Annotated in this window: 10 protein-coding genes; 9 read left to right on the top strand and 1 reads right to left on the bottom strand. The window is 45.4% G+C overall.

Translation table 11 applies throughout. From position 1 onward, the window contains the following. The first annotated feature begins 85 nt into the window (after positions 1-85). Positions 86-2,323 (top strand): penicillin-binding transpeptidase domain-containing protein, encoded by a 2,238-nt coding sequence (locus ACFVU8_RS11525; protein WP_387427480.1) that lies wholly within the window; start codon positions 86-88, stop codon positions 2,321-2,323. A 471-nt stretch (positions 2,324-2,794) separates the two neighbouring features. After that, complete coding sequence (locus ACFVU8_RS11520; protein WP_387427478.1) at positions 2,795-3,799, top strand: tetratricopeptide repeat protein; 1,005 nt, start codon at positions 2,795-2,797, stop codon at positions 3,797-3,799. Positions 3,800-4,078: 279 nt separating this feature from the next. Here the strand turns inward: ACFVU8_RS11520 and ACFVU8_RS11515 are convergent, their stop codons facing one another. Next, on the bottom strand, positions 4,079-4,354 hold the full coding sequence (locus ACFVU8_RS11515) for a hypothetical protein (RefSeq protein ID WP_387427476.1): 276 nt from the start codon (positions 4,352-4,354) through the stop codon (positions 4,079-4,081). Between the two features lie 245 nt (positions 4,355-4,599). Here ACFVU8_RS11515 and ACFVU8_RS11510 point away from each other — a divergent pair, with 245 nt between their 5' ends. The 7 genes from ACFVU8_RS11510 to ACFVU8_RS11480 all read left to right on the top strand — a co-directional run bounded on the left by ACFVU8_RS11510 (position 4,600) and on the right by ACFVU8_RS11480 (position 13,234). Further along, the gene (locus ACFVU8_RS11510) at positions 4,600-4,977 is read left to right on the top strand and encodes a hypothetical protein (RefSeq protein WP_387427474.1); all 378 of its coding nucleotides are present in this window, start codon (positions 4,600-4,602) and stop codon (positions 4,975-4,977) included. 143 nt (positions 4,978-5,120) lie between these two features. Continuing rightward, the gene (locus tag ACFVU8_RS11505; RefSeq protein WP_387427472.1) at positions 5,121-6,044 is read left to right on the top strand and encodes a glycosyltransferase family A protein; all 924 of its coding nucleotides are present in this window, start codon (positions 5,121-5,123) and stop codon (positions 6,042-6,044) included. Between the two features lie 255 nt (positions 6,045-6,299). After that, on the top strand, positions 6,300-6,821 hold the full coding sequence (locus ACFVU8_RS11500; protein ID WP_387427470.1) for a serine O-acetyltransferase: 522 nt from the start codon (positions 6,300-6,302) through the stop codon (positions 6,819-6,821). A gap of 597 nt (positions 6,822-7,418) precedes the next feature. Then, the gene (locus ACFVU8_RS11495; RefSeq protein WP_066365549.1) at positions 7,419-8,429 is read left to right on the top strand and encodes a LacI family DNA-binding transcriptional regulator; all 1,011 of its coding nucleotides are present in this window, start codon (positions 7,419-7,421) and stop codon (positions 8,427-8,429) included. Positions 8,430-8,608: 179 nt separating this feature from the next. Next, positions 8,609-10,954, top strand: coding sequence for a glycoside hydrolase family 65 protein (locus ACFVU8_RS11490; protein WP_387427469.1), 2,346 nt, complete (start codon positions 8,609-8,611; stop codon positions 10,952-10,954). A 16-nt stretch (positions 10,955-10,970) separates the two neighbouring features. Further along, complete coding sequence (locus tag ACFVU8_RS11485) at positions 10,971-12,275, top strand: ABC transporter substrate-binding protein (protein ID WP_387427467.1); 1,305 nt, start codon at positions 10,971-10,973, stop codon at positions 12,273-12,275. Positions 12,276-12,337: 62 nt separating this feature from the next. After that, positions 12,338-13,234 (top strand): carbohydrate ABC transporter permease, encoded by an 897-nt coding sequence (locus ACFVU8_RS11480; RefSeq protein ID WP_175372956.1) that lies wholly within the window; start codon positions 12,338-12,340, stop codon positions 13,232-13,234. Positions 13,235-13,246: the final 12 nt, after the last annotated feature.

Here is a 13,246-nt window from a genome sequence, read left to right as displayed (position 1 = left end):
CTTGCTATGGCGTTACGTCCATATCTGTGAGCTGAATGGAGCGATTTCCCGGAAATCGTAATATATATGTTAGTGGGGTTTGCTTATGGTGAAGAGAATAAAACTTCGCACGTTGTTTATAGGAGGGTGTATCACCCTTTTTTTTCTTGTATTGCTCGGCAGAGTATTCTGGATTCAGGTTCTGGAGCGGGATTTCTGGCAAGCCAGGGCCGCAGGGCAATGGGCCCATACCTCGGTGATTAAAGCGGTGCGTGGCACGATCGAGGACCGCAACGGCAAGGTGCTGGCCAGCGATGTGCCGGCCTACACGGTAGTGGTCAATCCGGATGCGATTTCCGCGCTCGGCATCGGGAAAGAAGTTATCACCGGTCTGCATGAACTGCTCGGCAAGCCTGAGGATGAGCTTAAGGCGCTCGTGGAAGCCAAAGACGAGAACGGGAAGTATCTGAAGAACCGGGAGATCCGTAATGAAGGCTGGAGGATAGACCGGGAGCTACGTGACAAGGTCGACGAGTTTATTGAGAAGCTGAAGGATGAACATGACACTCTGGAGACTGGCGTCGGTTTGATTAGGGAGCAGAAGCGCTATTATCCGCAACAAACACTGGCCGCACATATTTTGGGTTATACAGACCGCGACGGCAATGCGGTTATGGGGTTTGAAAAGTATTTTGACATGCGGCTTAAGGGTGAGGATGGCAAGCTATTCTACCAGAGCGACGGCAAAGGCATCAAGCTGCCTGACTCGGAGGATGCTTACCAGCCGGTGGTCAATGGAAGTGATTTCAAGCTGACGATTGATAGCACAATCCAGTATTATATCGAACAGGCAATGCAGAAGGCCTATGCAGAATATAAGCCCAAGAGTATTACGGTAATTGCCGCGGACCCGAGGACTATGGAAATATTGGGACTGGCGAATATGCCGACCTTTAACCCGAATGAGTTCTGGAATTATGCCTCTAATCCCGGGGCATTCTTCAACCATGCTATCAAAACGAGATTTGAACCAGGCTCCACGTTCAAGATTGTACCGCTTGCCGGAGCGGTGGAGGAGAATTTGTTCGATCCGAACGCAACCTTCATGTCCGGCTCTATCCGTATCAAGGGGTACGGCAAGCCGCTGTATGACCAGAAGAGAAGTGGTTATGGCGAAATCACCTTCCTGGAAGGCGTAAAGCGTTCAAGTAACGTGGCCTTCGTCAAGCTTGGCTATGAAATGCTCGGTCCGGAAAGGCTGCTGCAATACGTGGATGATTTCGGATTTAATGATCCTACCGGTATTGACCTGCCGGGGGAAATCAGCGGAATCGTTAATCCTACACCGAACAATGCTTCTGAGAACGCGACGATCGCATTCGGACACGGCAAAGTACAGGTGACTCCCATTCAGCAGCTTGCCGCTATGGCGGCCATCGCTAATGGTGGTAAGTTGATGGTACCGCACGTGGTCAAAGAGAGCACCGATCCTAATACCGGCAGGATTACCGTAACCCAGCCGCAGGTGGTGCGACAGGTTATTTCCGAGGAAAGCGCCAGTGAAACCGGCAGTTATCTGGAGCAGGTCGTTGCAGACCTGGTCCATGGAACCGGGCGTCATGCGTACATTGAAGGCTATAGGGTAGCAGGAAAGACCGGTACGGCGATTAAACCTGACGGTAAGGGCGGGTATGACCGCAACAAGGTGCACTCGTCTTTTCTTGGATACGTACCGGCTAATAATCCAAAGATTGTGGTCTATGTCGGTATTGACGAGCCTGCTAATGCGGCTGGCGGTGGTGCTGCGGCGGGACCGGTGTTTAAAGAGATCGTATCCGAGGTATTGTCATATATGGGTGTTCCAAAAGTTACAACGGGTGATAGAGGCAGTGTTTCCGTATCCGTTAAGAATGCACCTTCCGCACAGCGCTCCGCACCTGATCTGACCGGCAAAATGGTGCAGACGGCCAGGAAATTGCTGATGGATCAGGGCTTTGATTTTGAAACGGTCGGAGGCGGAAGCGAAGTGGTCAGCCAGTATCCGGAGGCGGGCACCCTGCTTGCTTCGGGACAAAAGATTTATCTGTTAAGTCAACAGGACGATCAGGCATCCATTCCTGACCTCAGGGGACAATCGCTGCGTGATGCGCTGGAGGTGCTCAATCTGCTGAAGGTCAAGATTTCCGTTGAAGGCGAAGGGTATATCACCGGGCAGACAGAATCAACCCAGAACGGCAAAAGGCTTGTACAGCTGAAGCTTAGTCCGATGGGTGCATACGGCGAGGATATTCCGGTATCTACGGCGGAAGAGGAGGCTTCGGAGGCCGGGGGTAGTGGAGGGTAGCTGGCGCTAAGCCGTTTAGCTTTTTAATTCGGCTTGTTGATTTTTGTCTTTGCGGTTAAGCGAGAGGAGCTGAAGGGCCTTTGTAAGAGTCGTTTTGCGTCTGGAATATAAAAAGCCCCCTGTAACTCGCATGGTTAAAGGATTTGAGCTCGATCAGGGTTTCAACTCATTTGAGTTGGGGCCCTTGTTTGTTTTTAGGCGGGCCTGCTAACACTGCTCAAAATACATTGTAATACCTTCTTGGTGTAATTGAAGAACCGAATGCTCTGCTTGGTTTTGAGCGGCGGGAACCTTTCCATTCTATTCATGCTGCCCTCCTGTCATATGTCCATTGAATGATCGATAATATTAATAGCTAGAGGTAAAGGTGAAGTTGGAAGCAAAGGTATATATTAGAATTAAACGTTGATAAACTTTGTATTTTAACTATAATATAGTTTGTGTATTTACAAAATTAGGAACAACGAGAAAATGGGGGAGTTTTGGTTGCTTTACAGAGGTTTTAAATGGATGGCATATTCACTTTCTTTGGTTAGTTTAGCCGCAGTAGTTGGATGTAGCAACAATTCAAATGTTGTGAAAGAAGCTGCTAAAAGTAATGTTGAAAGTAAAATTGTGGAGGATGATAGAACACCGCAAGAAATTCTAACAGTCATAAAGAGTAAAGTTGCAAAAAATGACATGGATGGTGCTGTGAAGGACTACAGAATCTTAGAACAAATAGATAAAGATTCAGTACTTCGTACAGCTCAAGCGCGTGGGTGGATTAAGACTAAGTATTTAGTATCTGGAGATATAGATGCTGCCCTCAGTATCTATGATGGAATTACGAACGAATTGATTTTGTCTGAGAAAGAAAAAATAGTAGAAGCGAAACAAATCTTAACACAAGCAACTCAACTTGAGACTGAGAAGAGATACGTAGACGCTGCCGATAGCTATAAAGAAGTATGGGCAAAATTATCTATTCCCGATGAATCATATTTCTACGGAAAATATATATCTAATACATTAGAAGGAATTAAGAGCTTGATAAGGGATGAGAAATACGAACAAGCTAACGAACTCACTAAGCAACTGTATGGTAATTCAGAAGCATCTGCACTTAGAAACTACATAAATGCAAAACAAGCTTTTATAAAAGGAGACAAGGAAAGAGCAGTTGAAATACTTGAAGTTTACTTAAGGGGATATACAGGAGATTTTCTGAAAGAAGTAGATGATTTGAAATTATCTTTAAAACCAAGAGACTACTGGTTTGAATCGGATGTTGAGTATTATCAGGTCCAAGAAGCGCTTAATAAAGTCGACCCTACAATTGGTATGTCAGTGAATGAACTAAAGAATTCAAGATGGGGGCAGCCCAAAGAAATAAATAAAACAACGACGGATTATGGTACAAGTGAACAATGGGTATATAGTGGTTTTAGATATGTTTATGTAAATGATGGGATCGTCACGGGGATTCAAGAGTAAGCGGAGTGGTGTTACTGACGTTTTGGCGGAATTGGCAGACGCCACAGGATTTTAAGTCCTGCGCTAGGGACTACTGTATTGGTTCGATCCCGGTCCTCGGCATCTACGAGAAAAAAACCTTGAAAAATCAAGGTTTTTTTGTTTTTATATACCATTATATAAACTATGAACCCTGTGGGCTGCGGAAAAGGTTGATCCAGGCGCACAGGACTCTTACTAAATGGTCCTCTTTTGAGCTGTCTGTTCTTCACAAACCAGGTAGGGGCGAAGGAGGATTTTTTATTTTTCTCGCCTTCTGAATACATAACTCAGAATATCCACAATAGCTCCTGTCAAAAAGAAGGAAGCAAAGTGTAACAAATAAGCAGTCGGACGAATGACATCATCAGCTCCGATGATCCAACTTCGAAAGGACTGTTCGTAAACGACAGTGTTCAGAAAGGGATTAAAGCCAATCAGTAAAATATTCTTGTCGTCGTTTCCCATGTAGTTAAGCAGACAAACTAGAATGCTTACTAATGAGAACCAGAAAGTAGCTTTTCTGAAAAGGGACATATGATTTCTCCTCATTCTATAGATAATAGGGTATGCTTTGTTACATTTTAATATGAATATTAGAAGTATATAAATCAAAATAGTAACCTTTCTTGTAGATCTCAGCCAATTTGATGTTTATGCATATGAAATGGTAGTATATGTATGGAGTAGAAATGTCTCATAATTCGCAAATGGATGCTGTTTTGTCACTCTGGAATAACTAATGGATCACATTGGAGTAGGATATAGGTGGTGGATTATGGATGGTGAAACCATGGAAGATCGCCTTATTTAGTTTCATCGGGATTATTGTTTTATTAGTGATAGTTGCGGCCGTATACATCCATAATATTGGGTACAACAACGTAAAACAGATGTATCGATTACAAACAACGGGTCTATCCATTGTGCAGATCGAGAGTGATGCAAGCGGGTATGTACGTTATCTTACAAAGGCAGAACAACCACAGGAGCTATTAAAGGCACGCATGAAAAAGGAAGGCTGGACTTATATCAGCCAGGAGGGTGCGGGTTACTTTTTTGAAAAGGATGGCCAGCAGGAAATTGTGACAATGAAAAAATGGAATCATTTTTATATGATTTACGATTTGAAGCTTAAAGCCGCCAACCTTGCAGATTAAATAGATAAAGGTTAAAGCCCTCCACAATCAAGTGGGGGGCTTTGTTGATCTCAAACACAAAACAAAATTTTAAATCCATACAATTTTCGACATAAAGTCTGTCATTATACGTGTATTATTATGGAAAAAAGGCTGTGGTGACTATGGGCAACTCTATCGAACTGTCTGTCGCTATATGCACCAGGAACCGGCATGACGATCTGTTGAAGTGTGTGGAGTCCATCTCAAGACAAACGAACATGGAGGAGGACAGCATTGAGGTCATTATTGTGGATGATGGTGATACCGATAGAGAGTGGCTCGACCACGCCGGTAGCCTCATTAACAAGGGGAATATGTATCTTCGATACTATAAGAAAGACCCTAGTGAAGCTGGTTTGATCAAGTCTAGAGTTAAGTCTATTGAGGTTAGCAGCTACGAGACGATTCTTTTCATAGATGATGATGTTGAGCTTTCAGCTAATTATTTGGATGTTCTTAAGCAAACGCTGATTTCGTACCCGGAAGCTGTTGGAATTAGCGGCGCTGACCAAGGCTTTTCATGCTCTCTCAAAGGTAGATTTATGATGATTCTTAGTGGCCGCAGTTTGTTTTCTCCGGGAAAATACTCGTTAAGTGGATTTGCTTCAGCTATGAACTTGTGGAATATTCAGAAGAATGTTTTTCGGACAGAGTTTTTGCATGGCTGCAATATGTGCTACCGGAAAAAGTACCTTTTGGAGATCGAAGCGGTAAGCTGGCTCCAAGGATATAGTCTAGGCGAGGATTTGTATATCTCTGCTTTGGCTGGTAAACATGGCCCGATGTATGTAAATCCAGATCTGAAATTAATACACCACGGATCACCGACCTCACGGGATAATGCCGAGCAGGTTGCTCACACGAAAATTATAAATCACTTCCATTTGCTTAAAACGAGAAATAAGGCGAATTACTTCAGGTACTTCATGCTCAGATGGACGGCCGGATTCCTCAGTATGGAGGCCAAGTTTAGTCGTAATCATGAGGCTTACCTTGGATATAAAAAAGGAAAAGAAGAACTCCGTTCACTTTTTAAAGGTGCGTAGCACAAATTTCTTTTTCCAAATAAATAATCCTAAACTGGTTTCTTATTTTAATCACATGGAAGTATTGAATATTTATACCACCTCCTAATCCACCCTCCTTAGCTCTTACATAATGAATTTCACTCCCATATCAGCACTGAATTAAATCCAATCCAGAATGAAGCATGCCGAAAATCACCACTTTATGATGCGAGTTTATTGGAAATAACCCCTGATATGAAATGGGAATTAAATATGTAAATGGAGGGAGCCCCGGTGATTAAGTCTTTTAAAACAGATTTAAAAGCGAACCGTAGAAATCCGCAAACGCTCATGGTCTTATTTACTTATCGTTTTGGTAACTGGGTGCACTATCAGGTTAAGGGTAAGATCTTAAAGAAACCGCTGTGGATACTTTATAAGGTGATGGATTTGATTTTCGTCAGGATTCTTTCTAACGGAGAATTACATGCACAGGCCAAGATCGGGGACTATCTTCATTTGCCGCATGGTTTAAATGGGATCGTTATTAGTCACAAAGCAGTGATCGGAAGCTATGCTACGATCTTTCATCAAGTGACGATCGGTGGAAGAAACGGTTTGGGTGAGCCAGTCATTGGAGATAGAGCCTTGATCGGAGTAGGGGCTAAAATACTGGGTCCTATCTGGATTGGGAATGATGCGAATATCGGAGCGATGTCGGTAGTAGTCAAGGATGTGCCTGACAATGCATCAGCGATAGGAATTCCGGCACGAAACTTGCTCCGAAATGAACCTAAAGAAGAACATGCTAGATAGGATGAGCAAAAGAAAGAAACAAAAGCGAGGAGGAACGAAGGGGGAAGTTTTGGAACTGTAGGAGCGAAGCGCTCGCCTGAAAGCTTTCCACAGGAAAGCTAGCATCGGAAGCATAAGCTTACCAGATGTCAACCGCTAGAAGCGGTTTTCAAATGAGAAATCTGGCGGCAACAGAGACCGGAAGTCCAAACATTCCACCGCAGTGACGACCGAGCCTTACGTTCGGATCTTAAGTTCATCTTTTTTAGATAGACAAACGGAGAGATTGTGTAAGAAAAGGTCTAAGAACAGGTGATGTTTCATTACACAAATTGAGTTCGAGCGAACAGCATTTTCCTGAATAAAGTGGTATGAAATTGAGCAATCCCCCCCTTGAATTGGGGCTAGAAATAAAGCCATTGAATGCAGTCTTTATCTTTGGTCAAAACTTCTAAAAGGCAAGCCAATCAAGGGGAAGTAGCCCTTTTCCGGTAAGCACTATAGTTCTAATTCCCTTCATTTTGTGATCCCCTTAAATTCCTCATCACTCCCTATGTGCTATAATGGGGGATACATACAGTCATAACTGAAATATCAAGAAGGATGGTAGTGCGGATTATGGTATCGATTAAAGATGTAGCAAAACATGCGGGCGTGAGTATTTCTGCGGTCTCGAAGACGCTTAACGGGTATAGCGATGTCAGCGAAGCTACGCGGAAGAAGATTCTGCAGGCTGCGCAGGAGCTGAATTATTCACCCAATATGTTAGCTAAAAATTTGAAGCATAAGGTGACAAAGACGATTGCGCTGATCATCTCGAACTTTGAGCAGGCCAACGGTAAGGACGGCGTCATGTTCCAGATCATGAGCGGTGTCTATGCGGCGGCTACGGAGTTCAGATATGAGGTCGTGATCTATACCCGCAGTCTGTCCGAACAGCAGGATAAGTCATATTGGCAATTCTGCAAGGATCATAAGATCGCGGGCGTAGTGATCTCCGGTCTGCGGACGACGGACCCTTATTTTGAGGATCTGGTCGGCAGTGATATTCCCTGCGTGGTTATTGATGCAGATACGGTTGGTCCGCACGCTGGCTCTGTAATCACAGATAATCTTACGGCTGCCCGGCAAGCGGTGAAGTACCTGATTGGCAAGGGACATCGGGAGATCGGAATGATCAACGGGCATAAATATGCTACGGTCAGTATTGTCCGGCAGCAGGGGTATCGTGAAGCGCTAGAGGAAGCGGGGATTGAATATATTCCTTCGCGTGTTGTAGAGGCCGATTATAGCGAAGAGCAGGCTTATGATCTGGCAGAATCCTACATTACGGAGAACCCGCACCTTACAGCCGTATTTGTGGCCAGTGATCTCATGGCGATTGGATTCATGAACCGGTGCCGGGAACTGGGACTACAGATTCCAGGCAATATCTCGATCCTGGGCTTTGATGATATTGTGCTGTCGAGCTATACAACACCGAAATTGTCCACGATCAGCCAGGACTTTGCCGGTATTGGATACTCCGCATTGGAGCAGGTTGTGAAGATGCTGGAAAATAATACCCCCGGATATCATAAGATTCTTCCTTTCAAAATAGTTGACAGAGAGACAATCATGCTTTTATAATAAGGTCGAAAACGTTTTCGAAATCCCTTACACAATTTGTTACACAAAGGGATCTTAATGAGTTCATCGAAATCGTTTTCGATGTTTTTTCTGAAGTTCGAAAACGATTTCGATATCGCTTACAAAGATTCCCTGAATTAGAGAGAGAATACTAGGAGAAAGAAAGGAAAATCTAACCCATGCTTAATTACAACAAGACACTACCTGATGGAGCCCCGGGGTGGGTTGTATCGGAAGACCAATTCTCAAGCTTGGCACTAGCCAAATGTGAAGCTGTAATGTCTCTTGGCAACGGCTACATGGGACTTCGTTCCGCAGCGGAGGAGTCTTATGTAGGAGAAAAACGCAATTTGTTCGTAAACGGTACATTCAACCGTTTCGATGAACTGGAAGTCAGCGAGCTGCCGAATGCGGCGGATCTAACGAAGCTGGACATTCGGATAGATGGCAAACGCTTTACTTTGGAGCAAGGTGAAGTGAAGGCGTATAGCCGCAGCTTGAATCTGCGAGACGCTGAATTGGTTCGTACCTTCATTTGGAACAACGGCGAAGGCAAGGAACTGGAATTCACATTCCGCCGTTTCGTTTCCCTGGATTCCCTGCATGTGATCGGACTGAAGATGGAAGTGAAAGTACTTCGTGGTTCGGTGAATCTGTCGGTGAGTTCCGGTATTGATGCTCAAGTCAGCAACAGCGGTAGCCAACATTTCCATGAAGGCGAAAAGCGCATCTATGACAAGACTTATCTGGAGCTGATCCAGACGACAACAGAGTCGAAGGTTGATTTTGCTATCGGAGCCTCACACCGCTTGAAGGTAGACGGTCAATTGGTTGACGTTGCGCCAGCAATGGAGATCGACCGCCGTATTGTAGCTGTTGGTTACAGCTTGAAGCTGGAAGAAGGACAGTCCCTTACATTCGAGAAGGTAGCTACCGTATACACTAGCCGCGACAAGGAATTTGGTGACAACTACAGTCTGCCAGCTATGCGGGAAGTAGCACTTGCAGCATTGAAAACAGCACAAGAGTCCGGGTACGACGCATTGTTCAGCAGCCATACTGCTGCTTGGGCTAAGGTGTGGGAGAATTACGGAATTACGATTGAGTCCAGCAATCCATTTGACCTGCTTGGTGTACGCTTCGCACACTACCACTTGGTAGTAATGACGCCAGCTCACGATAACAGAATGGGTATTGGAGCTAAAGGTTTGAGCGGCGAAGGCTATAAAGGTCACTCTTTCTGGGATACAGAAATTTTCATCCTGCCATTTTACATCTACAGCAACCCGGAAATTGCCCGTTCTTTGCTGGAATACCGCTACTTGGGACTGGAAGGCGCACGGAACAAGGCGAAGGAGAACGGTTTTGCCGGAGCGATGTATCCGTGGGAAGCAGCTTGGCCGTCTGATGGCGAAGTAACACCAGTATGGGGTGCAGTTGATATTGTGACAGGTGAGCAGACCAAGATCTGGTCCGGATTCATTGAACAGCATATTACATCCGATATAGCTTATGCGGTATGGCATTACTTCCGGTCTACTGGAGATACCGATTTCATGGAGAAATACGGCTATGAGATTATCTTCGATACAGCTGTTTTCTGGGCAAGCCGCCTGGAGTGGAATGAAGCGCTCGGACGCTACGAAATTAACGAAGTTGTCGGACCAGACGAATATAAAGAGCATGTCGACAACAATGCTTTTACCAATTACATGGCTCACTTCAACATCGAACTGGCAATGGATTACTATCAGGAGCTTGAAGCCCAGAATCCAGAACTGTTCGCCCGTTATGATGGATTGTTGAATCTGAAAGAAGCTCATAAAGTGTGGGAAAGCAAGCTGAATCTGATCTATCTCCCGCAACCGAACGAGGATCTGATTATTCCGCAGGACGATACGTATCTGCAAAAGGAAATTATTGACCTGACACCATACAAGGATCAGGAAAAAGTGGGCAGTATATTCAATGACTACAACCTGGATCAGGTTGGTAACTTGCAGGTTTCGAAGCAAGCAGACATTATGATGTTATTCTTCCTACTGGAGAATAAATTCTCACCAGAAGTAAAGCGTGCCAACTACCAATACTACGAGGAAAAAACATTACATGATTCCTCGCTGTCACTGTCCACACACTCGATTCTGGCCAGCGACTTTGGTGACAAGGAACTTGCTTACCGTCTCTTCCACAGAGCGACCGAGATTGACCTTGGACCGAAGGTTCATTCCTCCGATGCGGGTATCCACTCGGCTTCACTTGGCGGAATTTGGGAATGTGCTGTAATGGGCTTCGCCGGCGTGAGAATGCTGGACGGAAAACTTCATCTGGCACCAAAACTGCCCGAGCATTGGGACCGGTTGTCCTTCCCGCTCTACTGGCAGGGTAAACGCCTTGAAGTTAACATTACCCCGCAAGAGATTTCCATTACGAATGTTACAGGTGGGTCGATTCAACTGATCGTTCACGGTAAGCAGCAAGAAGTACATGAAAGTGCTACATTTGCTAATACATCGACATTATAAGGGGAGGTCTTTCTATATGAAAAAGACAGTATCCATGAAGATTGCCAGCGTACTCGCAGGCGTTATGCTTCTTTCGGCTTGTTCCGCAGGTAACACAAACACAGGTAACAACGAAAGCTCCGGCAATGCCGGAGGCAAAAAGGTACAGCTGACCTTTACAACTTGGGGTGACGTAACCAGCGGTTCCTCAGAGCAACAACTGGCGGATGAATTCAATGCAGCACACCCTGATATCGAAGTGAAATTCGAGCCAGTTCCAGGCGACGGCTATGCAACAAAGCTGACAACCTCTCTGGCAAGCGGTACCGCAGCGGATGTATTCCTGATTGGGGAAGGCGACTTCTACTCCTACGTGGATAAAGGTGTTGTCGAGCCACTTGACGATTATATCGCCAAGGATTCTACATTTGACCTTGCCATGTACCAAAAAGACCTGATCGATATGGAGCGCATCAACGATAAGCTGTACTACCTGCCGAAGGATTTCAATCCACTCGCGCTGTGGTACAACAAACGTATCTTTGACGAAGCAGGCGTTCCTTATCCAAGCGATGACTGGACTTGGGATGATATGTTCGCTACAGCGAAGAAGCTGACCAAGCAAGAGAACGGCAAATATACACAATTTGGTTTCAACGCAGGCACTTGGGAGTATCCGATTTACACTTACCTGTGGACTAATGGCACTGATATTGCTAATGAAGAAGGCACCAAAGCTGAAGGCTTCATGAACAGTGAGAAGACCGTTCAAGCCATGGAGAAATATGTAGCGCTGTCCAAGGGTGATGGAAGAGTATCCCCTACACCACAAGATACACAAACCATGGGTGGTGACTCCTCCATGTTCATGACCGATAAGTTGGCCATGATGGTTACTGGTCGCTGGATCAAGTCTGATCTGGACAAATCCAATGTAGAATACGGCTCCGCGCTGATTCCTAAGGGTGCTGACGACGAACGTGCCGGCATTATCGCAGCTGCAGGTTGGGCGATGAACTCTAAGACGAAGCATAAAGTGGAAGCTTTCGAACTGATGAAATGGTTGTCCGGTACAGACGCGCAGAAACTGCGCTCCAAGAACGGATTGGTACTGCCTGCTACTGTAGCTGAACTGGATCAAGTGAAAACTACAGAAGAGAAGGACAAACCAGTTATCGAAATGATGAACTTTGCACGTAAACCGGTTACTATGCGTTCTGCTAACGGCCCGATTTTCAAAGAGGCCTTCACCCAGGCACTTGAGAAAATTCTGCTAGGTAAGCTGGATGTGAAGAGTGCACTCGACGAAGCAGCTAAAACCGCTGATTCCAAAATCAAATAAATAAGTTTGCGGGTGGAGCACTGATCACGGTGCTTCACCTGCTTTCCATCAAGGAGGCCGTCATGAATAATACCAAATCGGAGCGCGCGGGCTATTGGTTTATCCTACCGTGGCTGCTGGGACTGGTTATTTTCACACTTGGGCCGATGATCTTTTCGCTGATCCTATCCTTCAGCAAATGGGATGTAATCACCGGCGTCGAGTCGATTCAATTTGTGGGATTGGACAATTTCAAAGCCATTTTTCACGATGAATTGTTCTACCAGTCTTTAAAAGTAACCTTTATCTTCGCACTCGTCTCAGTGCCTCTCTTTCAAGTGGCATCCATTCTGATTGCATTACTTCTAAATATGCGTTCGCGCGGAATGAAGTTTTTCCGTCTGATCTTCTTTATGCCTTCTGTAATTCCTGCTGTCGCCACTTCCATGATGTGGGTGATGATCTTCAATCCGGAATACGGGATTCTGAACAAGGCATTGGCTTGGTTCGGTATTCAAGGACCGGCTTGGCTGCAGGATCCTAGCTACGCGCTGGGCGCCCTGATCGTAATGGGTCTATGGGGCGTGGGTAATACAATTATCATCTATCTGTCAGGTCTGCAAGGGGTACCGGAGGACTTGTACGAGGCGGGTCAACTGGATGGTGCAGGTCCGCTCCGCAAATTCTTCAGTATTACGTTGCCAATGATTACGCCGACCGTATTTTTCAACTTGATTATGGGGATTATCGGCGGATTCCAATATTTTACCCAAGCTTTCGTTATGACGAACGGTGGACCGCTGAACTCGACCCTGTTCTATAATCTCTATTTGTACAACAAAGCATTTATGGAATTTGACATGGGTTATGCGTCCGCGCTCTCCTGGATTCTGTTCCTGATCATCATGATTTTCACGCTATTGGTCATCCGCAGTTCGTCCTTCTGGGTTCACTACCAGGGCGATGATCAAAATGACTAAGGAAGGAGAAGC

This window comes from Paenibacillus sp. NPDC058177 (genome assembly GCF_042883835.1).
In the GTDB taxonomy this organism is placed as follows: domain Bacteria; phylum Bacillota; class Bacilli; order Paenibacillales; family Paenibacillaceae; genus Paenibacillus_AQ; species Paenibacillus_AQ agri.
Note: the sequence above shows the minus strand (reverse complement) of the source record. Positions and strands in the feature narration are given on the sequence as shown.

Excerpts from the sequence above, each read along its gene's own strand:
- ACFVU8_RS11525 (WP_387427480.1), top strand. The coding sequence starts at position 86 with ATGGTGAAGAGAATAAAACTTCGCACGTTGTTTATAGGAGGGTGTATC.
- ACFVU8_RS11520 (WP_387427478.1), top strand. The coding sequence starts at position 2,795 with ATGGGGGAGTTTTGGTTGCTTTACAGAGGTTTTAAATGGATGGCATAT.
- ACFVU8_RS11515 (WP_387427476.1), bottom strand. The coding sequence starts at position 4,354 with ATGTCCCTTTTCAGAAAAGCTACTTTCTGGTTCTCATTAGTAAGCATT.
- ACFVU8_RS11510 (WP_387427474.1), top strand. The coding sequence starts at position 4,600 with ATGGTGAAACCATGGAAGATCGCCTTATTTAGTTTCATCGGGATTATT.
- ACFVU8_RS11505 (WP_387427472.1), top strand. The coding sequence starts at position 5,121 with ATGGGCAACTCTATCGAACTGTCTGTCGCTATATGCACCAGGAACCGG.
- ACFVU8_RS11495 (WP_066365549.1), top strand. The coding sequence starts at position 7,419 with ATGGTATCGATTAAAGATGTAGCAAAACATGCGGGCGTGAGTATTTCT.
- ACFVU8_RS11490 (WP_387427469.1), top strand. The coding sequence starts at position 8,609 with ATGCTTAATTACAACAAGACACTACCTGATGGAGCCCCGGGGTGGGTT.
- ACFVU8_RS11485 (WP_387427467.1), top strand. The coding sequence starts at position 10,971 with ATGAAAAAGACAGTATCCATGAAGATTGCCAGCGTACTCGCAGGCGTT.
- ACFVU8_RS11480 (WP_175372956.1), top strand. The coding sequence starts at position 12,338 with ATGAATAATACCAAATCGGAGCGCGCGGGCTATTGGTTTATCCTACCG.